Annotated in this window: 23 protein-coding genes; 7 read left to right on the forward strand and 16 right to left on the reverse strand. The window is 35.3% G+C overall.

Going from position 1 to position 22124, the window contains the following annotated elements; all coding sequences use genetic code 11:
- Positions 1–10: 10 nt before the first annotated feature.
- The 5 genes from AC4BBX_RS06755 to AC4BBX_RS06775 all read right to left on the reverse strand — a co-directional run bounded on the left by AC4BBX_RS06755 (position 11) and on the right by AC4BBX_RS06775 (position 3933).
- A complete protein-coding gene (locus AC4BBX_RS06755) occupies positions 11–895 on the reverse strand; it encodes a YitT family protein (protein ID WP_490455675.1) in 885 nt (294 codons plus the stop codon).
- A gap of 226 nt (positions 896–1121) precedes the next feature.
- Positions 1122–2306, reverse strand: a complete 1185-nt coding sequence (locus AC4BBX_RS06760) for a MalY/PatB family protein (protein WP_490455676.1) — start codon at positions 2304–2306, stop codon at positions 1122–1124.
- Between the two features lie 38 nt (positions 2307–2344).
- A complete protein-coding gene (locus AC4BBX_RS06765; protein ID WP_490455677.1) occupies positions 2345–3154 on the reverse strand; it encodes an aldo/keto reductase family protein in 810 nt (269 codons plus the stop codon).
- A gap of 36 nt (positions 3155–3190) precedes the next feature.
- A complete protein-coding gene (locus AC4BBX_RS06770) occupies positions 3191–3412 on the reverse strand; it encodes an alpha/beta hydrolase family protein (protein WP_490455775.1) in 222 nt (73 codons plus the stop codon).
- Positions 3413–3453: 41 nt separating this feature from the next.
- Complete coding sequence (locus tag AC4BBX_RS06775; protein WP_490455678.1) at positions 3454–3933, reverse strand: alpha/beta hydrolase fold domain-containing protein; 480 nt, start codon at positions 3931–3933, stop codon at positions 3454–3456.
- Positions 3934–4060: 127 nt separating this feature from the next.
- On the opposite strand from AC4BBX_RS06775, the gene AC4BBX_RS06780 reads away from it, so the two are divergent.
- Positions 4061–4837 (forward strand): hypothetical protein, encoded by a 777-nt coding sequence (locus AC4BBX_RS06780; RefSeq protein ID WP_490455679.1) that lies wholly within the window; start codon positions 4061–4063, stop codon positions 4835–4837.
- Between the two features lie 51 nt (positions 4838–4888).
- Here AC4BBX_RS06780 and AC4BBX_RS06785 read toward each other — a convergent pair whose 3' ends face one another.
- A complete protein-coding gene (locus AC4BBX_RS06785; protein ID WP_490455680.1) occupies positions 4889–5530 on the reverse strand; it encodes a YdeI/OmpD-associated family protein in 642 nt (213 codons plus the stop codon).
- Between the two features lie 95 nt (positions 5531–5625).
- On the opposite strand from AC4BBX_RS06785, the gene AC4BBX_RS06790 reads away from it, so the two are divergent.
- Entirely contained in the window at positions 5626–6423 is a 798-nt protein-coding gene (locus AC4BBX_RS06790; protein WP_490455681.1) for a hypothetical protein, read from the forward strand.
- A gap of 63 nt (positions 6424–6486) precedes the next feature.
- On the opposite strand, the gene AC4BBX_RS06795 is transcribed toward AC4BBX_RS06790, so the two are convergent.
- Together AC4BBX_RS06795 and AC4BBX_RS06800 are read right to left on the reverse strand one after the other, a co-directional pair.
- Positions 6487–6840, reverse strand: coding sequence for a DUF2500 domain-containing protein (locus AC4BBX_RS06795; protein ID WP_490455682.1), 354 nt, complete (start codon positions 6838–6840; stop codon positions 6487–6489).
- Positions 6841–6893: 53 nt separating this feature from the next.
- Entirely contained in the window at positions 6894–7742 is an 849-nt protein-coding gene (locus AC4BBX_RS06800; protein WP_490455683.1) for an aldo/keto reductase, read from the reverse strand.
- A 351-nt stretch (positions 7743–8093) separates the two neighbouring features.
- On the opposite strand from AC4BBX_RS06800, the gene AC4BBX_RS06805 reads away from it, so the two are divergent.
- The 5 genes from AC4BBX_RS06805 (at position 8094) to AC4BBX_RS06825 (ending at position 13896) form a co-directional block, all read left to right on the forward strand.
- Positions 8094–8804 carry an amino acid ABC transporter permease gene (locus tag AC4BBX_RS06805; RefSeq protein WP_490455684.1) on the forward strand — a complete coding sequence of 237 codons (711 nt, stop codon included), beginning with the start codon at positions 8094–8096 and terminating at the stop codon, positions 8802–8804.
- A complete protein-coding gene (locus AC4BBX_RS06810) occupies positions 8797–9531 on the forward strand; it encodes an amino acid ABC transporter ATP-binding protein (protein WP_490455685.1) in 735 nt (244 codons plus the stop codon). Before AC4BBX_RS06805 ends, AC4BBX_RS06810 begins: the two co-directional genes overlap by 8 nt.
- Before the next feature lie 39 nt (positions 9532–9570).
- Positions 9571–10440 (forward strand): transporter substrate-binding domain-containing protein, encoded by an 870-nt coding sequence (locus AC4BBX_RS06815; RefSeq protein ID WP_490455686.1) that lies wholly within the window; start codon positions 9571–9573, stop codon positions 10438–10440.
- Positions 10441–10473: 33 nt separating this feature from the next.
- Entirely contained in the window at positions 10474–11646 is a 1173-nt protein-coding gene (locus AC4BBX_RS06820) for a M20 family metallopeptidase (protein WP_490455687.1), read from the forward strand.
- Between the two features lie 156 nt (positions 11647–11802).
- Positions 11803–13896, forward strand: a complete 2094-nt coding sequence (locus AC4BBX_RS06825) for a glycosyltransferase (RefSeq protein ID WP_490455688.1) — start codon at positions 11803–11805, stop codon at positions 13894–13896.
- Between the two features lie 24 nt (positions 13897–13920).
- Here the strand turns inward: AC4BBX_RS06825 and AC4BBX_RS06830 are convergent, their stop codons facing one another.
- The 8 genes from AC4BBX_RS06830 to AC4BBX_RS06865 form a co-directional block, all read right to left on the reverse strand.
- Positions 13921–14190, reverse strand: coding sequence for a GGDEF domain-containing protein (locus tag AC4BBX_RS06830; protein ID WP_490455689.1), 270 nt, complete (start codon positions 14188–14190; stop codon positions 13921–13923).
- A complete protein-coding gene (locus AC4BBX_RS06835) occupies positions 14160–14891 on the reverse strand; it encodes a GGDEF domain-containing protein (RefSeq protein WP_490455690.1) in 732 nt (243 codons plus the stop codon). Before AC4BBX_RS06835 ends, AC4BBX_RS06830 begins: the two co-directional genes overlap by 31 nt.
- A gap of 290 nt (positions 14892–15181) precedes the next feature.
- Positions 15182–16537: a gluconokinase gene (locus tag AC4BBX_RS06840; RefSeq protein WP_490455691.1), complete on the reverse strand. Its 1356-nt coding sequence runs from the start codon at positions 16535–16537 to the stop codon at positions 15182–15184.
- Between the two features lie 154 nt (positions 16538–16691).
- Complete coding sequence (trmB, locus tag AC4BBX_RS06845; RefSeq protein ID WP_490455692.1) at positions 16692–17345, reverse strand: tRNA (guanosine(46)-N7)-methyltransferase TrmB; 654 nt, start codon at positions 17343–17345, stop codon at positions 16692–16694.
- Positions 17346–17389: 44 nt separating this feature from the next.
- Complete coding sequence (locus tag AC4BBX_RS06850; RefSeq protein WP_490455693.1) at positions 17390–18169, reverse strand: phosphotransferase family protein; 780 nt, start codon at positions 18167–18169, stop codon at positions 17390–17392.
- 102 nt (positions 18170–18271) lie between these two features.
- Positions 18272–19489, reverse strand: coding sequence for an ABC transporter permease (locus tag AC4BBX_RS06855; protein ID WP_490455694.1), 1218 nt, complete (start codon positions 19487–19489; stop codon positions 18272–18274).
- 3 nt (positions 19490–19492) lie between these two features.
- Positions 19493–20221, reverse strand: a complete 729-nt coding sequence (locus AC4BBX_RS06860; protein ID WP_490455695.1) for an ABC transporter ATP-binding protein — start codon at positions 20219–20221, stop codon at positions 19493–19495.
- Between the two features lie 624 nt (positions 20222–20845).
- A complete protein-coding gene (locus tag AC4BBX_RS06865; protein WP_490455696.1) occupies positions 20846–22117 on the reverse strand; it encodes an aspartate aminotransferase family protein in 1272 nt (423 codons plus the stop codon).
- Positions 22118–22124 lie beyond the last annotated feature (7 nt).

Here is a 22124-nt window from a genome sequence, read left to right on the forward strand (position 1 = left end):
CTGTTTCTTATCACAACTGATTCATTTCTACACCGTATTCATCGGCTACTCGTTTTAAACTAAAACCACGGCCGTGGACTTCGCTAGCACTCAAAGTAATAAAGAAGGCTGTTTCATCAATCGATAAAATTTCTTCTCTAACTTGTGGGAAGTCTTTCTCATTCATGACAGTCATTAATAATTTACTTGGAGCTTTACTGTATCCACCCTCAATAGGAATTAAGGTTGCTCCTTTATCTAATTTAGTCGTTAATGCTGCTTGGATTTCTGCATATTTTGGCGAAATAATCATGACATTTTTCGATCGGTCTAAACCAACTTGAACAATATCAACGACACGTCCAATCAGATACAAACTGATTAAAGAGAATAGAACTACATCCGTATCAAAAGCGACCAAGGCTGATAAAATCACCAAACCATCTACAAACAACAAGGCCACACCTAATGAAACATGAAGATATTTATGAACAATTTGGGTCAGAATAGACGTTCCACCTGTTGAAGCATTTCCTCTAAATACTAATCCTAAGCCAATCCCAGTAAGAATTCCGCCGAATAAAGCCGCCAAAAATAAATTTTCAGTTAATGCAGGAAAACTTGACGTAACTCCAACAAAAAAAGGATAAATTAAACTTCCGACAATAGTCTTCAAGCCAACTTCTTTTCCTAAAAGTAAAAAACATAAAATCAATAAAGGTATATTAATTGCATATAAAGTGATCGCTACATTCCAACCAAATAAGTGATTTAAAACCACGCCAATCCCGTTCGCACCACCTGCAACAATTTGATTGGGTAATAATATACAATTAATTGATATTGCTAAAATAAATGAGCCCAATACCACATAAAAAGCCTCTTGTGCTCGTTGTTTTGTAAATAAGTTCTTCATTTCATTCCTCCGCCTAAACTAAATTAAATTTCACCGTTTTTCATCTTATCATTACTTCCAGCAATTCGCTAGATGAAATAGTTTGAATATCTCAAAAATGAAAAAATTATTGCTGTTTACAACAAACTCTACACTTCACTATAAGAGATTCTTATCTAGGTCAATGATGAAAAAAAAGATAAAAAGACTATCTGTAAGGCTTAGCTTACAAATAGTCTTTTTATTTTTATTCTTCTAAAATAGCCGCAATTAATTGTTTCACTGCTTGATGAATATTTTCAGGAGTAGTCGCTAGGTTCAAACGAATAAACCCTTTGCTATTTGGTGAAAACCATTCACCAAAATCAATCGCTAATTTTGCCTGATCTTGAACGATTTCTTTTACCTGACTTTTTTCCACATAACCACGAAGATCTAACCAAAGAAGATAGGTTCCTTCTAAATTAGCTACTTCAATTTTTGGTAAATGTAGTGCAACTTGTTCTTTTACATAATCATAGTTGGACTGAATCGTTGTTAACAACCCAGCTAACCATTCATCTGCCGTTTCATAGGCGACTTTTGCGGCTAATTGTCCTAACAAACTATTCTCCGTTTGCTTATATTGACTTTTCCACGCTTGATATTGATTACGCAACTCTTCATTTGGAATCCAGACATGGGAATTTAACAAGCTAGCTAAGTTAAAGGTTTTGGATGGTGAGTTTACCAGAATCAAATTATCTTGGTACTTGCCTTGTTCCACAGTCAGTGCTGAACAAAAACCTCTTTTAGTTAGAACAATATCTGAATGAATTTCATCAGCTAAGACCAACACCTGATGTTTTTCACATAAAGCCAAAACATCCGCCAACTCAGTAGCCGTCCATACACGACCGACTGGATTATGAGGAGAACATAAAATAAATAATTTTGGTTGTTGTTCAATAAGTTTTGCTTCAAAATCAGCTACATTCATTTGATATTGACCATCAACCAATTGTAATTCGGAAGAAACTACTTGCCGGCCTTTATCACGAATAGCATTGGAGAAAGGATAATACACAGGTGGCTGAATGATAACCTTGTCACCTTTTTCTGTAAAACAGTCCACAATATCATACAATGACTGTACGACTCCAGTTGAAAAAGATAACCATTCTTCTTTAAAAACCGTTTGTTCATGTCGCTGTTGCCAACCCTGATAGGCATTAAAGTAATCTTTTGCGACCATTGAATAACCAAAAATCCCATGAGAAATTCTTTGAATCAATGCTTCTTTGACCGTTTCCGGTACAGAAAATTCCATATCTGCCACCCAAGCAGGTAATAATTCTGCATCCCCAAAACGTTCTTCTAAAGCATCCCATTTCAATGAACCAGTGTTTTTACGATCCACACTATATTTTGTTACAAATTCCTCTTGATTCAAATGAATTCCTCCTTTTTTAGACAAATTGTTCAACTATTTTAAAGTTGGCTAATTGTTTGTTTTTCATCTTTCGTTAATTCAAAGTCAAATAGTTCTAAGTTCAATTGTTGACGTTCTTTATTATGAGATTTGGGAATCACTACTACTTCTCGTTCGATTTGGTAGCGTAAAATAACCTGTGCCCAAGTTTTTCTATAAGTTTCGCCAATTTTGGTTAAGACTTCTTTGGCCTCTTCGCTGACTCTTGAGAGTGGTCCCCAAGCTTCTGGCACGACTTGATTTGCCAATGAGTAATTTAGAATATCATCGTTCCACTTACCTGGATGAGATTCAATTTGATTGACAGCTGGTTGAATCCGAGCATGTTTGATTAAATGACTAAGTTCAGGCTCTTTAAAATTAGACACGCCAATTGCTTTTAAAATTCCTTGATCGACATATTCTTCTAAAACATGCCACGTAGCAACAATTTCGTCTAAGTTTTCCCAAGGATGATGAATCAAATACAAATCAATATAAGTAGTGTCTAAAGCTTGTAAACTTTCTTCCACGCCTTTTCGTACAGCCTCTTCATTTGCCGTGTATTCAGGTTTTCCTGGAAGCTTTGAAGTGATAAAAAATTCGCTCCGAGGAATACCACTATCTTTAATCGCTTGTCCAACAACAGTTTCATTTCGATAAGCAATTGCTGTGTCAAAATGACGATACCCTAGTTCAATCGCATCCTTCAATTCTGTTTGATCGCCATTAATTTCCCCCATATAGTCACGATCAACTTTTCCAAAGGTATTGGTACCACTCCCGATTATTGGTAATTTTACTCCCGTATTTAATGTAATATATTTCATATTGACTGCCTCCTTTAGTCTATCTTAGTGCTAAATTTAGTTTAACACTCGATTTAAAAAGTCTAAAATAAGTTGTTTGGTTGATTCTTGTGTAAAAGGTGCATCGGGATGCTCTGCGCCTTCAAAAATATAGAAATCCGACGCAATTCCCGCAGCTTGTAAAGCATCGTATAACAATTGACTCTGTCGTACAGGAATACTCGTGTCGGCATCTCCATGTAAAATAAGAAACGGTGGCGTTTGCCCAGAAATAAATATGGATACTAAGGAACAACAGCTTTCACTCGACTAGAATACTTTTAATAGTCTCCTACATCATATTCTCGTGTATTCGCCGTTGCACCAACTAAAGCAGCTAAATAACCTCCAGCTGATTCTCCCACTGCCACAAATCGCTGAGGATCTAAACCTAATTCTTCTGCGTGAGCTTTTAAGTAGCGAATTGCTAATTTAACATCTTCAATTTGATTAGGAAATTTTGCTCGAGCGGTCACACTATAGTCTATACTTGCAACAGCAAAGCCAAGCTTAGCAAACCAAGCCAATTCCGGTGTCCAAACATTTCGGTCCATTGCAGAGAAACTTCCTCCGCACAGCCAAATGATTGTCGGCAAATTTTTGTGAGGTGTATCATATGGAAAAGACATTCGTGGTCGCATTAAACTCAAGCTTAACGGTCGATAAACTGCATTACTACCTTCAATTCGATGACCATGTACAATTTCTGGAATCAAATTAATAATGGGTTGTTCTCGTGAAACCTTGATTTTCTTTTGCATTGGATTCTTCCTCTCTATTGATTTCTTAAGTTGAGTATAGCGTAATTCATTTATTTCACCAATCAAATGGTTAACTTTTTTATACATCTCCTAAATGTTATATAATGAAATAAAGGAGTTGATTCAAATGAAAATTTTAGTAATCGCCTTATCTTTTTTAATCATTTTGACCGCTTGCAATCGACAAACTTCACCCACAGATGAAAGTACACAGGTCTCTACTACTCACAGCACTTCTGAACCTGCTATTTCAGAAAGCTCTACTTCAGAAGAACTCACTGTCTATCCAGCAAATATTGTCGGTACTTGGAAACAAGAAAATTTAACGTTAACCGTTGATTCAGAGGGGAATTGGCAGTTTTCAGGTAACATTATTAGTCAAGGAACGCTTCAGGTGGCAGCTGCTACAAATGATATGAAATTACTAAAATTTTATGGTTTTGACACTGAAATTGATAATATTGGAAATTATTTTATCGCTCGTTTTAATGAATCTAGCACTTCTCTTAACTTAGGTTATCTTGGGAACTTTTTGAGAGAAGGAGATACAGAACAAGAATTAAGTGATTTGACTTATATGGATGTTGTTGAAGGAGAAATTGACTTTAGCCAGAGTATTATTGGTACCTGGATTAATGAAAATCCTGACTATCATTATCAAAGTGTTTGGAATTACAATCCTGATGGTACTTTTGAAATTTATTCAGATGGCAAAGGAGAAGCTTCTTTTGGTATCTATCGCGTAGAAACTCTAGATGAACATCGAATCAATCTATACACGACCTATGAAGACAATGAGGAAGAACATGTTTCTGAATATACCTTGGAGAATGGAAAACTGACTCCTACTGACTTTGAATGGCAAGTTCTCATTCGCAATACTGATCCTACAACGCCAGAATAAAAACATATCCGAGTGAGTTGATTCTATCTCATTCGGATATGTTTTCTTATTTTATGCTAAATCTTTTGATTTTATCCCTTTTAATAGGAGTTCAATTGTCTCATTCAATCGTTTTTCTCTAGTTGCTTCTCTTTTAGCACTAAAAACAAAACGTGCCCAGTTTCTTTGGTATCCCGGTGTCAACTCTTTAAAAAACTGTAAAGCAGCTGGCGTTTTCGCCAACAAATTTTCTAATTCTGGAATAAACTGAACATAATCTGCAACTGATTGACTAGCTGTACGTTTCTTTTTTGTCACGGTTCTTTTCAGCCCAATAATTGTGTAGACATCATCAAGTTTGACCATTTGATTGAATTTATAATCTGATTGGTCAATATACCCTTCTTGATTAACTTTTAAGGCTGGCAAAATTTCATCGCGATGAATAAACGTTAGGAAAACCTTGTTTCCTTTTTTAGGATAACAAACCAGTAAACGTCCACCCATTGCTAATGCTTGTCTATCAATTAATTGCTGAATTTCAATTTGCATCTCTTCAAGTGTTTTTACGAAAAGAATGATAGTCTCTACCGGCTCAGAAGGGAGTTCATCAAAAATGTTAAATGCTGAAAAATACTCTTTTGTCGGAGGATAGATTACATAAATAGGTTCATCTAAACTTAAACGTAGCTTCTTTGCCAACTCCTGACTCATAAAAAACTTCCTTTCTTTCACTAGGCGTGTTTCTTCCAAAGCGTTTTTCTTCTTGTTATAATATTACCAAATATATCTTATGAGGAGCAACGACAATGACCATTCAGGCAACTCTCTCACTATCAAAAGAAAACATAAATTTACAGCTGGCAGATAATTTAGGTCAACTTACCATTCATTACACGAAAGATAAAACTGTTTTCGAATCAACAGCTAGTGTCTACCTACTTTTTAAAGAAAATACGCTAAAAGAAATCGGTGTCGCAAATGAAAAGTTAACAACCCGTACTTCTTTTGACACCTTCGTTCAACTGACTCCCCCTTGGGACACAGAATTAGATTATCTCGCACAACGTCTAGTAGAAACGGCAGAAGAAGCAAATATTAAATTAACGAAAAAACCAAAAAGCTTAGCGATTCCAGCTAACTATTACAACAGTGTCTCTGCTTATCAAGATACAGTTTTGATAATTTTAGAAAAATTTGGTTTTGTTTTAAAAGCTCCTGAGGCTCCTAAAAAACCTCGTCCAGCGAAAGCACAACACAGATGGCGCAAAGACGTCAGTAACATCGAGTTTTACGTGGATGACTTCGATTGTAAGGCTACGATTGTTTGGCAAAAACGCAATGAAATGCTGATAAAAAAAGGTGCAAAATTGCGTAAGGACTACGAGTTAAATAAAGATGGCTCGATTGGTTTGGATGTACGAATGACCACTCAACTAAGAAAAGAACAAGAAGATAAAATCGAAAACTTTGTCACAACTGAAGATGTTATCTTAAAGAGTGTCAATGAAAGTGGACTCTTCCTATATTATGGTGGTCGAAATGGTTGGTTAGTTTTTAAAGACCAAGAAGGTAAAACTATTGATGAATGGACCATTGTAAAATAATCAAATAAACATCAAAATATCCTAACGAGCTAGCGAAATATACGAGCTCGTTAGGATATTTTATTAATTCATTAACTCAAATTCTTTGAATAACTTTCTTTGATAGGTCAAACGACCATAGTCACCAACAACGTATTGATGATAATTACTTTTCCTTACATTAAAGTTCAAACGGTTCCCCGTTTCATCTTCAAAAATAAACGTATAGCTAGTGTTATTATTGTGTTGCCCCCACACTGAGGTATCTTTGCCAATTAAAGTAACTATAATCGTCTCAGGTGAAGCGGAGGCATTCAAGACTGCGTTGACAATTAGACTAATAAAAACCACAGCAATAATCCCAAATACCACGATAAAAACGATCATGAAAAATGGTGGTGCTCCAAAAAATAATGAACGAAACATTGATTCTTCCACACTAATTCCTCCAGTATCGATTAGTTCTTCATCTTCAGGTAATCAAGACCTACTTAAAAGTTCTTTTCATCAGGATTTGAAGCAATTCCTGCTGCACCTTTTAATTGGTCGATTGCTTGCATATCTTCTTCTGATAACTCAAAATCAAATAATTGACCATTTTCAATAATTCTTGATTCAGTCACTGATTTTGGTAGCGGTAAGAAGCCGTGTTGTAAGCTCCAACGTAAAACAATTTGAGCAACCGTTTTATCATACTTTTCAGCAAGAACTTGTAATTCAGCAATCTCAAGAATATTTCCTGTTCCTAAAGGACTATATGCTTCAGTTAAAATATCATGTTTTTTATTATGAGCAACGACTGCTGCTTGCATATCACTAGGATTTAAATAAATTTGATTCACAACTGGTTTTAATTTAGCTGTTTCTAATAATGCATCAATATGATGAGGCATGAAGTTTGAGATACCGATTGATTTTGCTTTACCAGCTTCTACAGCTTCTTCCATTGCTCGCCAAGCTTCAGCATTTCCTTCTTTCCAAGTGTCACGAATCGCCACTGGATTCGGCCAATGAATTAAATACAGATCCACATAATCCAAACCTAATTTTGATAATGATTCATCCAAAGCTTTTTTTGCACCTTCATATGAATGACCATCATTCCATAATTTCGTTGTCACGTAAATTTCTTCTCTAGGAATGCCACTTTTAGCAATTGCTCTTCCAACAGATTCTTCATTTTTGTAAACAGCCGCTGTGTCAATATGACGATAACCCGCTTTTAAGGCAGCTAATACCGATGCCTCAGCTACTTCCCCATCAGGTGTTTGCCAAGTTCCAAAACCCACTACTGGAATTTTTTCTCCATTTGATAATTTATAAGTATCTGTTAAACTCATCTAACTTCCTCCTCTAATATCGTTCTAACTATCGTTCTATAATGTAGGATGATAGTTCTCTTACATCATATCATTTAATCTATTTTCTTGTCATCAATAGAAAATTATGACTTTCTGAAACTATATCTCTAGAAATTAAAAAGTGTTTTGCACTGAGAATTTTCCTAAACAGTCTCACTGAAAGTTTTCACTTTTCTGCTTTGTCTATAAATTACACTAAAAAATGAAAAAAACGTATAAACATGCAAAAAACCTTGCATTCAATTTATTTTTGTATTAATATACATTTCATAGCTTAATTATTAATAAAATATGCAATTTATTCAAGTGAAATAGAAATGAGGATTATAAATGGAATATGCATTAGGAATAGTCTTAGATTTTGGAAAAATGGTAAAATGGATTCCAACTTTTATTGACGGTACAATTGTTACCATTGTTTTATCATTAATTACTGTTTTAATGGGTTCAATCATTGGTTTGATTGCGACCTTAATGAAACAATCTCACTCAAAAATTTTTAAAGGTATTGCGGCTGCCTACACTCAAGTCATTCGAGGAACACCTCTTCTTGTACAATTATACATTTGGTTGTATGGATTTCCGTTAATTGGCCTGACTATTCCTGCGATATCTGCTTTAGGTTCCACTTATGGTTCACGAGAGTTCCTAACTGCTGTGGTTGCTCTCTCAATTAACTCAGGAGCTTACATTTGTGAGTTGCTTCGAGGAGGATTAGAGTCCATCGACAAAGGACAGATGGAAGCAGGTCGTTCGTTAGGTTTAAGTCATGGACAAACGATGCGTTCAGTAATTATTCCCCAAGCAATCCGTGTTGTTTTACCTGGTTTGGGAAATGAATTTATTATGATGATTAAAGAATCTTCCATTGTTTCAGTAGTCGGGATTTTTGATGTCATGTATACCCAAAATATCGTCAAAGCCGTTACTTATTCGATATTTGAACCTTTAGTCGTCGTCGCTCTCATTTATTTCTTATTAACCGCTACATTAACATCACTTATTAAGCAATTGGAAAAGAGGTTACATGCACATGATTAAAACTGAAAATTTAACCAAATCATTTGGTAAACTACAAGTATTAAACGGAATTTCCACAACAATTGAACAAGGAGAAACGGTTGCTATTATTGGACCATCTGGCTCAGGTAAGTCCACTTTCTTGCGCTGTCTTAACTTAATGGAAAAACCGACTGATGGTAATGTTTATTTTAAAGATCAACTATTGACTGATCCTAAATTAAAAGATAACGAAATCAATCAGATTCGTGAAAATATCGGAATGGTTTTCCAACACTTTAATCTTTTCCCTAACATGTCTGTTTTAGACAATATTATTTTAGCACCGATGAAATTAAAAAAATTATCAAAAGAAGCCGCTACTAAAATAGCGGAAGATTTATTAGATAAAGTTGGGCTCCTAGATAAGCGAGATAGTTATCCAAATAAACTATCTGGTGGTCAAAAACAACGGGTGGCCATCGCACGTGCATTAGCAATGGAACCAGAAGTCATGCTGTTTGATGAACCCACTTCGGCTTTGGATCCTGAAATGGTCAAAGAAGTATTATTAGTTATCCAAAACTTAGCAAAAAGTAATTTGACGACAGTCATTGTGACCCATGAAATGAATTTTGCGAAAAAAGTCGCTTCTCGTGTAATGTTTATCGATCATGGAATTGTAATTGAAGAAGGCACACCAATTGAATTGTTTGATCATCCACAACATCAGCGTACACAAGAATTTTTAGATCAGATTACTTTTTAATTATTCAAAACTATACTATACAACTAAGGAGTTTTTATTATGAAAAAAATGACATTTGCATTATTAGGTATTTTTGCTACATTAACTTTGGCAGCTTGTGGTTTAGGCAATTCAAGTAATTCCGATAGTGAAGCTCAAGATAAATTAGCTCAAATTCAAGAAAGTGGTAAATTAGTTATTGGGACTTCACCTGACTTCCCTCCTGCTGAATTTTACATCTTAAATGAAAATGGCGAAAAAGAAATTGTTGGTAGTGATATCTCACTTGCTAAAGCTATCGCTGAAGAAATTGGTGTAGAGTTAGAAATTAAACCAACTGACTTTAACGGCGTATTGGCAAATATCCAAACGAACAGCGTCGACTTCGGAATTTCAGGTTTCGTTGGAACTGATGAACGAAGCAATATCATGGATTTTTCTGATGGTTACCAACAAGAAGCAAGTACTGGTTACCAAGGAATTCTTGTGAAAAAAGAAATTGCTGATCAATATGCAACCTTGGATGATTTAAAAGCTGCCAATTTAACTTTTGGTGCTCAAGGCGGTTCGATTCAGTATGAAACAGCGGCAACTTTAACAGATGAAAAAAATATTAAACAATTCGGAACAATGGATGCGTCTATCTTGGCCTTAAATTCAGGTGATATTCAAGCAGTGACTGTTTCTACTTCATCAGTAGAACCTTTACTAACTACTTTCCCTGACCTAGTGATTTTACCTAAAGATGGGTTCGACTTAGATCCTGAAGAAAAATATGCAACTAACGTCATTGGTTTCCCTAAAGGTGACGACACAGCTTCATTAATCGAATTAGCTAATAAAGTCATTCAAGAAAATAAAGATAACGGTAATCTAGAAAAATGGCGTCAAGAAGCGGAAGAATTAGCTAAACAATCCATTCAAGAATAAACTTTGACACTTAAAATATAGGAGCGTAACGATATGACAGCAAAAGAAACTTTATTAACTTCCATCGAAAATAAAATTGATGCTTATATGGAACTTGTTCAAATTATGTATGATAATCCTGAAATTGGGAATGAAGAATTCGAAACAATGAAACTCTTGGTAAACTATTTAGATAGCGTAGGATTCAAAACGACTTCTGGTTATGTCGTACCTACTGGCTTTCTTGGTGAATACGATACTGGAAAACCTGGTCCAACCATCGCTGTTATGTGCGAATACGACGCTCTACCAGAAGTTGGACATGGTTGCGGACACAATCTAATCGCTGGAATCGGAGTAGCCACTGGTGAAGCAGTCAAAGCTGTCATCGATCAATACGGCGGTAAACTCTTGGTTGTGGGTACACCTGCAGAAGAAAACTTTGGTGGAAAAGTCAGTATGTCAGAAGCAGGCGTTTTTGATGATGTAGACGTAGCCTTAATGGTCCATCCTGCTGACCATAATGGTGTAGGTGGTCGATCAAATGCTCTAAACCCAATCAAATTTGAATTCTTTGGTAAAAATGCTCATGCTTGTCGACCAGAAAAAGGTGCATCTGCTTTAGATGCGGCAGTCATGAGTTATTTACAAATCAATCTATTACGTCAATTTGCAGCCCCTCACACGTATATTCATGGGGTCATTAAAGATGGTGGTGAAGCGGCTAACGTTATTCCTGGCTATGCTTCATTAGAATATTACTTCCGTGCACCAACAATTGGTTATGCCAAAGAATTAACAGAAAAAGCTGTGCAAGCAGTTGATGGTATTTGTAAAGCAAATGGCGTAACTTTTGAAACATCCACTTACGAATGTCCTTATGAAGATACGGTTATTAACTACAAACTAGCTGATTTATTAACTGAAAAATATACTGAACTAGGGGTAGAAGATATTAAACCCGTTGACGAAGTAGCTGCTGGCTCTACCGATGTTGGTGCTGTAAGCTACCGTTGCCCAACTATCCAAGGTTTGATTAAAATCTGCGGAACAGAAGTTGGTGGTCATACAAAAGAAATGGCTGCAGCAACTATCTCTCCAGATGGAAAAAATGGACTAATTAAAGCCGCTCAAGGATTATCTCTGACTATCTTAGAGCTATTAGAAAACCCAGAAAAACTAGCTGAAATCAAAGCAGAGTTTGATGAAACGATTGCGAGTTTATAATACGAAAAGAACTTTCGATTCCAAAATGAATCGAAAGTTCTTTTTTTATGTAAATTAATAAAGAAATTTGAACTTTAATGTTGCATATCCATTGATTCTATGGGGTTTGAAATGTACACTATATAACGGTATATATTTCAATAAGTAGGTGATAAAGTGTTAAATGAGCAAACTTTGTACGTTATAGGATTATTATTAGTCATTTTATATATCTTAACAGGATTTGATGACTTCTTATGGGATATTGTGACATTATTCAAAAGACGTAATTACAAACGTGAATTATTAGACATGAAAAAAGTAGATGACATTCCTCCAAAATTGCTAGCAGTTGCGATTGCAGCCTGGCACGAGGAAAGTGTTTTGGGAGATGTTATTGAAAATTTAATTGCTTCTGTGCATTATCCAAGTTCAATGTACCATGTTTTTTTGGGCGTATATCCGAATGATGACGCAACAATTACTGTAGCGAAGGCACTAGAAGAAAAACATGAAAATGTCCATATGATTATCAATGAGTTACCCGGTCCCACTTCTAAAGCACAAAATATTAATTATATTATTGACCAAATTAAGTTTCTAGAAAAAGAAAAACAATGGCATTTTGAATCTCTGACGATTCACGATTCAGAAGATGTAGTACATCCTTATGAGCTAAAAGTTACTAACTATCTATTAGATACTTATCCAGCGATTCAGTTCCCTGTATTTCCTCTAATGGAAATGCCTAGATTCAGAAATTTTTTCAAAAACTTGACAACGAATACGTATGCTGACGAATTTGCTGAAAATCATTTTAATACAATGGTTAGTCGTTATAGTAGTGGTGCATTCGTTCCTTCAGCTGGAACTGGCTTTGCTTTATCTAGAGAAGTGATTGATAGTTTTGGAAAAGAGGATGTCTTGCCAAAAGACAGCCTTACAGAAGATTACCGATTATCATTAACCTTGTACCAAAAAGGGATTCAAATGTACTATCCTCTTGTACAAGTTCCTCGTATTAATGACAAGAACGAGTTAGAACATGAGTTTATTGCTACAAGAAGTCGTTTCCCTTATACGTTTAAGACCGCAGTCAAACAAAAGACACGTTGGATCTTGGGAATTACTATGCAATCTTTCAAGTTTAGAGAAATTTTCAAAACAAAAAATATGTCTTTTGCAGGTCGCTACTCGTTATATCGTGATTTTAAGGCAAAGATTGGAAATCTATTAGTACTTGTAGGTTATCCCGTATTAATCTATTTTCTTGTTTCCTTATTCATAGAGCTACCTCCAATTTATCCGAAGTATTCATTTTCTTGGTATCTGGCAGTTGTAGTAACAATCATGATGTTAGAAAGACAGCTGTTCCGTGGCATTGCAGTTAATCAAGTTTATGGATTAAGAAGTGTATTCTTTGCTTGTCTGTTTCCACCCATTTTACCTATTCGCTTTGTCTGGGGGAATATAATTAATATGGTTGCAACCATGAAAGCTTACAAGCAACGCTTCTTCGGTAATAGCACACCTGTAAAAAAAGAAAAGAAAGAAAAAAAGAAAACAAAACAAAATACTAAAAAATTCGAATGGGATAAAACTGAGCATCACTTTCTTGAAAAAGAAGTTTTAAAAAGATATCATCGGAGACTTGGAGATGTCCTATTAGAAAAAGGATTTGTAGAACCTAAAAAACTACAAGAAGCGTTACAGGATGCCGTTGAAAAAAAATTACCTATTGGAGAACATTTACTTAATATTGGATTGATTACTGAAGAACAGTTATTAGAATCTTTAGCTAACGTTCAACATTCACAGTATTTACCTTCAACGAATTTTGATGGTTACATTGAACCTGAATTTGCTGAAAAATTTGACGAAACTGAACTAAAGAATTTTAATTGTTTACCTATTTTACAAGCAGATAATCATTATGTTTTTGCTATTTGTGACAATACACCTCATAACATAGCAGACATTCTTGAACAAAAATATAGTATCCGAATTTCCACCGTATTTGCTTTAAAGGAAACTGTCGTTCGCGGTCTTGATATCTTGTATTCGATAAATAAAACTGGCGAATCAAAAAAATTCCATGACGTAGCCTTACAAAGATATGAGGAAAAATTAATTTCATACAAACAATTGTTACTAATTCGTACTTACCAAGAACGTACAGAAAAAAATTCAGACGAGCTATTATACACAATGGGCCTAGTTCCAAAAGAAAGCATACTAAACTCAATAGAGGAAAAGACAATTACTCAATAAAAAAAGCGATTCGGTGTAAAATGACTACATCGAATCGCTTTTTAATTCATCCACATTCCACATCAACACTTTATTTCTTCCAGAATGTTTTGCCGTATAGCAGGCATCATCCGCTTTTTTCATAGCCTCTAAAATAATAAAATGACGGTTGATAGAATTTTCAATTCCCGCTGAGAAAGTGATATTAATGTCTTCCTTCTCTGAAACGACAACAGGATAATTTTCCATTTTAGAACGAAAGGCTTCAATGATATTATAAACCGTCACTTTGTCTGTATCGTAGAAAAAAAACAAAATTCTTCGCCGCCAAAACGGTAAATCTCGACTTTTTCTTTCTCCATACTCAAGTGAAGATGCGCTTCCAATGATTCTACAAAAGATCTTAATATCTCATTCCCCGCCATATGACCATGTCGATCATTGAGATCTTTAAAATAATCCAAATCTAACATGGCAATCGTGACTTGTTGACTTGTGCCTTTAAGAAAGTCAATCATATCACTCAGTGCAGCATAATTATAAACACTTGTTAGACGATCTGTCTTGACTCGAATTAATTCCTCTCGAATACGAGTATGTTCCTTTTCTTGCCAGAGCATATAAACTTGAAATAATACAAAAATAACTACTGAACCAATAAGGAGATAGACATCAACTCCTTTTATAGAAAGAGGTTCAAAACTTTCAATATGAAGCTTTTGTCCTAGTAACATACTGAGAATAAAAATGGGTAAAAATTTCAGATTTTTGTACTGAGGGTTTCCCCATTCTACAAATAAAAACAAACAAAAAATAATACCACTCATCATTAATAATTGAGGAAACGTTGCTGTTATTTCTATATGAGATATTTTTACGATTAACTGCAATAGAATAGGAGTTAATAAGATTAAATACTTTCCATACGTACAAAAAAAATAAGTAGAAATAAATAAGGGTAAAGAATATTCATAACAAATTGCTCCTAGCAAATTGTCGGATAATGAAAAACACAAAACACGTAAATCACATATAACAAAATCACCAAACTGATTTGTATCAGTGTACTATTATAAATTTTCCGTACACTTCTAAAGACCGTATCCATCGTAATCAACAGACTGACAATGATACTTGGGAAAAACACGGTAAGAATTAATATACTGCGCGTAAAGTTCCTTTCATTTAAAACACGCAAAAAGCTTCTTTCTTAGATACAACTATACTAATAGCTATATTATCATCTTCAGCACAACAAAAAAAGAACTTTAATCTATTATCAATAAGTTCTTTTTTTTAATATTTATTAGAACAACTCTTGATATAGCTGTGTACGTCCAGAATCATGTGGGATTCTTTCTAAAGGGTAGCCAACGATTTCTTGGTCATAAATCAGGTAATACAAACCTAAAATTGGTTCATTGTAATCTGAAAGGTAACAATCTATCCCTAATATATCTGCTGTCATTTGTGTTAATATTTCTGATTGGAAAAAGCCACCACTTAAAGACAATTGCCCTTTTATAGCAATCATTTGAGTTAATGTACGAATATTGATTAAAATTCCCTCTACAACACTTCGAATCATATCTGCTTTGGTGTGAATGATTCGCAAATTTTCAAAACTTCCCGAAACATCTTCTTGCCATAAGGGCGCTCGTTCACCATTGATAAAGGGTAAAAAGCGTAAACCTTTTGCACCAATGTCTGATTCAGCTAATATCTCTGGTAACTCTTCAAAGAATTCTTCAGGATATTTGCTAAAGATATGACTTGCCCATTCTAAAACACATCCTCCATTATTTGAAGGTGCACCAGTGACATAATAATTATCTTTCAAATAGTAACAGAAATTTTGGTGTTGATTGAAGGTCGGTGTATTCGTCACTCTACGAACAGCCGCACTCGTACCAATTGTTAAACTATTAGGAATTCCAGTTGCTACATAACTTGCAAAAGCAGCTAAACAGCCATCACTCGCTCCAATTACCACTTCTACTGTTTCTGAAAGTTTTAATTCTTCAGCTACACGAGCCTGAATAGCAAAACTAGCAGTTGTATCAACTAATTCAGCGAATTGATCTCTTTGAACATCCAGATAATCTAAAATTTCTTGATCCCAATCTCTTGTTTCCAAATTAAAGAGTCCCGTGGCGGAAGCTGTTGAATAATCAACAACAAAATCTCCTGTCATATAATACATAACTAATTCTTTGATACCATAATATTTTGTTTGTCTTTTAACGTTTTGTTGATTAAAATGAAGAATTTTTGCAAAAGGAGACATTGGATGCAGTGGCGTGCCTGTCTTTTGGTAAAAATTTTCTGCCATCGGTTCTTTTTTAAAGGCTTCCATCCTTTGAGCAGCTTGCGTATCTGACCAAAGATAAAGTTCATCAGAGTATAGATCTTCATAGGGTAACAAGCTATGCATAGCTACACTAAAACTTATTTTTGTAATTTCATTTCGAGTATCTTTGGGAATCGTTTGAATCCCTTGTTGTAATATAACTAAAAGTTCACTCCAACGTTGATAACACTTACCTTCTTCTTCGCGATAAGTCGTAACTGGACTAGACTGTTGAAATTTAATTTTTCCTTCATCAATCACAGCAAATTTCATTGCTGTTGTACCGATATCAATCCCTAAAAACAACGTCATCCCTCCTTGTTTATCCATTTTAGCATAGAAATACTAAAAACGAGGCTCTAACACAAGTAAAAAATCAAACAAAAAAATATTCGAGAGATAGAAGATATTCACTACAAGTTCTCTTCTATCCTTCGAATATTTTGCTGTCGTAATCTAGTTGTTCTTATTTTTTAGTTTTATCTGGAAATCTCGCTTCCACTCGATAGATTCGTTGACCTCTTGAAGAGAATTTTTCTTCATATTCCGTCATAATGTTGCCTTCAAAAGTACTAGTATGCAAATCTAACCAAACTTTTTGAATGATTAATCCATATTGAGAAAAACTAGCTAACGAATATTCAAATAGTCCTTGATTATCCGTTTTAAAATGAATTTCACCTGCCGGACGCAAAATCTGTTCATCTACTTCTAAAAATGTTTTGTAAGTTAAGCGACGTTTTTCGTGGCGGGATTTTGGCCATGGATCTGAAAAATTCAAATAAATCTGATCGACTTCACTGTCTGCAAAATATTCTGTTAAAGCTGAGCCGTCCACATGCAATAGTTGTAAATTAGGAATTTCTTCATCAATTAATTTATCCAGTGCAAAAGAAACCACACTGATCTGCATATCAATTCCGATATAATTGATTTCAGGATGTGCTTTTGCCATTTTGGAGATAAACTGTCCTTTTCCCATGCCAATTTCGATATGAATTGGTTGGTCATTACCAAATCGTTCTTGCCAGCGTCCTCGCCATTCCTGTGGTTGATCCACAACAAATTGTGGATGAGAGGCAATCAATTCTTCTGCACCTGTACGTTTTCTAACTCTCATAATTCTTCCTTTCCATAAAACAAGACGGCTATTACACCGTCTCTTTATCCCGTATAAATTCGTTTTAATTGTAAAATTTCTTGATTCATTTCTTTTGATGCATTGCGTTTATAATACTTTTTAATTTCTTGTAGCATACTCAGTAATGCATACCAGTAAATTTTTTCCATATTTTCGGTATTTCCATGAATACCATAGCTCATTAACCAATGATTCCAACTAGATAAAGGTAAATAATGTCCTAAAATGATGCCGATATCTACTGCTGGATCGGCAAACATCACAGAATCCCAATCCACTAAATAAAGATAGTTTTGGCAAACTAACCAGTTTCGATAATTGACATCTCCATGCACGACTACTTTTTGACTTTCCTTGAACTCAGGGATATTCTGACCTAAGTAACGATGAACCAACGCTAAAAAGGAATTATTCATCAAAGCCTGTGGTAAGCCCTTTTCATACTCAAGTAACATCTTTTGAGGAGTCATAACTACGCCACCTATTTTTTCAAGCATATCTTTTAGTGAATGAGAGTGATGCAGATGATACAAAACATCAATCACATCATTTCGTTGCCCGATTTCTTCTGGATCGAGGATACGACCTTCTAACCATTCTTGTGCAGTCAGTGTATCGCCATTCCCCGTACGTTTCGTCCAAACTAATTTAGGTGTGATTCCTTCTTTAGATAAGGCAGCAAGCATTGGCGTCGTATTGCGTTTGATAAATACTTTGCTTTCTGCTTTTAACCCAACGTAAGCTTTTCCAGTATCGCCTTTAATTGGATGTAAATCCCAGTCATTATCTAAACGAATCGCCATCTTACTTCCCTCCTTCTTTTTTTTACAGTAATTATTATTCTATAGCCCTAACTAGCAGTCGTCAAGCACATGTATGTTCGTTTTTCCATTCTCAGCAAATTTTTAGTTTGAAAGCGTCTTTTTTATTCGATATGGCAGATAAACTTCGACAAACAAACCCAAAATAATCCAAAAACCCAATATAACGATGCCTCGATCCAACCAGTTTGGCAGAACCAACAAACTAATCAAAGAAAAAACAGCTACAGATACACTAAGAATCACGCGTAATAATTGTTTGATAGCCACTAATTTTTGCGCTTCAGGAACAGGATAAAGCTGAGTTGCGGTCATATAACGAAATTGCTGATATAAGGGAAGCATTTGAAAACCAATCAAATAAATAAACAAAGCTCCGATTGTTAAAGCAAACCAGCGATCGCCAATAAAAAACAAAGCCAAGCTTCCTATTGCAGTCAGTCGCAAGTACAACCCACTATATTCAGTCCCTCTCAAAAATCTTCGGACATATAAATAAAGATACGTATGGTTGAAACTATACGTAATTTTTTTCAAGATTACATCAAAATATTTTCGACGTTTAATTTCTGGTGTAATTTCGGGTACATCTGTAAATAAATTAATAAAACGATACAAACGATGTAGGCGATGCTCTTCTACTGCAATCATTTTTTCCCAATCTAACGGAGCGTACATTCTTCTCCAGCACAGATTATGAAATAAATAGATCTGTAGCCCAGACATAATCAGCCCAACAATTGGATGCAGAAAAATACTTAAGCCTAAGATAGCAATACTGACAATCGTCCATAAAATATAAGCATTTTTGGTGGCTTTTTCCATATCTTGAAATAAAGCCATTCGTTGAATTTCTAGCTGACTAAATTTCAACCCCCAAAGCATCAATAGATAAAAAATAAATAAAGAAAACCTCTGATTTAGAGAGACAACCAACAATGGCATCATCGCTCCACCAATCAACAATAACACGACAAAAGGAAAGTAACAGCTATATTGAAAAGCTTTGACCAAATACTCTCGCATTTGTTGCTCTTTTGGTAATAAAAAAACTTTGTCTGCTGGTTGAGTCAAGGTAGTAAATTGACCTACATGTAAGGCAATCAGCCAAACAAGTAATACAATCACTCCACCCCAAGTAAAGTTTGTTGGTAAAGCTTGTAAGGAGTTGGAATAATATAGACCTAATCCCCCTACTAAAAAAGTCATTGTTAAAGCAAAATGATCATTCACAACATATTTTAAGTAACGTTGCATCTTCTTTTGATGCCCACTCACCCTTTGCTGAAAAAATTTCCGCATACTTTAAGCCTCCCTTGTTAATGCCAGATAAATATTATCCAAGGAAGCATTTTCTAAATGAAATTCTTGTTGTAACTCGGCCATCGTCCCTTGCGCTCGAATTTCACCATTATGCAACATAATAAAACGATCACAATATTTTTCTGCCGTAGCTAATACATGGGTAGACATTAGGATAGATGCCCCGCCATCTTTCATATCTTGCATTAGTTCTAAAAGTGCATGAATTGCTAAAGGGTCCAAACCCAAAAAGGGTTCATCAATAATATATAAGCTTGGCTGAACTAAAAAAGCACATAAAATCATTACTTTTTGTTTCATTCCTTTAGAGAAATTCGCAGGGAACCACTCTAAACGATTTTCCAAACGAAATGTTTTTAGTAAGATTTCTGCTCTTTGTAAGGCTGTTTCTTTAGGAATATCGTAAGCCATCGCCGTTACTTCTAAGTGCTCTCTAAGTGTTAATTCTTCATATAATGCCGGGCTTTCTGGTATGTAGCCAATTTTTTTACGATATTCTTCCGGATTGTCCTTTAAAGTCAATCCGTCAATTTCAATCGTTCCTTTTTGTGGTAGCAATAAACCAATAATTTCTTTAATAGTCGTGCTTTTTCCTGCACCGTTTAAGCCAATTAAGCCAATTAATTCACCATTATTTATTTCAAAGTTAATATCTTTTAAGACAGGAAACTGGCCGTAACCACCTGTTAAGTTTTTAATCGTTAATGTCATTTGTGTTCCTCCAAAAGTTGGTGAGTCTATTATAACACGAACCTTTAGAGAAATAATTTAAAGAGTGAAGTTATTTTTATTTCAATCTTTACAGCTATGTTATTCAAGATTATTTACAACCAAACAAACTTCCAATCCATCTGTCCGTAAAGAACAGACATTGTGAGAGACCGGTCTGAGTCTCAAACCTTTCGGCGTTCAAACGCAATGTGAGAAAGTAGCAATACACTACTTTCCAAACTGCATAATTCATCCTCATCTTTAGCTCACGATGTCTGTCTTCTCTCCCAAATGGATTTCCAATTTTGACAGATTGTTCTAATCGAATACAGCAATAAACCCTTCACTAAAACTGAAAGAACAAAACAGAGAAACTCATTGGTCGTGTCTTACAGAGCTGAATGAATTAAACTGACTTAGTGCGATTAGCGCTTAGTCAGTGTTTGAACGTCAGCAGCCAAAGAGACTCTACAAGATGCTCGTGGCGGTCTCACACGACCAATGAGCTTTCGGAGTTTTGTTCTGGAAGTTTCATGTAGAGTTTCGGCTGTAAATAATGTCTAATCAAGAACTGTATTTTCATAAAACGAGACTATCAAACGGTAAAAACAAACTGAGCAGCGTTTATACGCTGCCCAGTACTTCATCTAGTATTTTCAGTGCTTCATCAATTTCTTCCACCGAAACAGTTGTTGGTGGGATAAAACGTACTGTGTTTTTTTGAGGTCCGCAAGAAAGTAAAAGCAGTTTTTTTTCCAAACATTGGGCAATCACTGTTTTTAAAATTTCTTGTGAAGTGGTTGTAGCTGTGTCCTTAAATTCCATCGCAAGCATCAAACCAACTCCCCGTATCTCAGAGATGAAAGAATATTTCTCTTTTAAATGGTGAAGCTGCTCAATAAAGTAACTTCCTTGCTTTTTGGCATTAGTGATTCCTTCTTCTTCAAGCACTTCGATAGTCGCTAGAGCAGCCGCACAGGCCACTGGGTTCCCACCAAAGGTTCCTCCATGAGCACCAGGTTCCCATTGATCCATGATTTCTTCTTTGGCTAAAATCGCACTTAACGGAAAACCATTGGCGATTCCTTTAGCAACTGTACGAATATCTGGTTCCACTTCAAAATATTCCGAAGCAAACATATAACCCGTTCTACCAAAGCCGGTTTGAATCTCATCAAATATTAGAAAGATTCCATATTTATCGCATAGTTCTCTCAAATATTGAACAAACTCTTTTGTCGGAACCACATAGCCACCTTCTCCTTGAATTGGTTCTAAAATAATTGCAGCAACTGAATAAGGATCAATCAAAGAGTGAAACATCTCCTCAAACTGATCAAAATACGGCTGAGGTGTCTCATCATCAATGACAGGATAGGGACTTTTGGATAAATTAGGAAATTCGGCGAAGTAAACACTTGGCATCATCCCTTCGTAATTTTTGCGATAGGCAGCATTTGAAGCTGTAATCGACATTGCTCCGATTGTTCGCCCATGAAAACTATTCTTAAAGGAAATAATCGCTGGTCGTTTGGTCACATATTTCGCCAACTTTATGGCACCATCATTGGCTTCTGCACCACTATTACTAAAATAGACTTTTGTAGGTACCTTGGAAATTGCCACTAATTTTTCAGCTAGAGCGACATAACTTTCGTAGTAAACAACATTGTGTCCGCCATGAATTAATTGATCCATCTGAGCTTTGGCAGCCTCAATAACTTTTGGATGGTTATGCCCCAAGTTATTTACCGCAACACCGCTGGCAAAATCCAAAATCTTACGACCATCTTCTGTAAATACATAGCTACCCTTTCCTTCAGTAACGCCCAGTGTCGTTGCCCGACTCGAGACAGGTGATAAGACTTTTTGTGCTCGTTCATATAAAGATACCATCGACTTC

The organism is Enterococcus sp. AMC1157, from assembly GCF_058216555.1.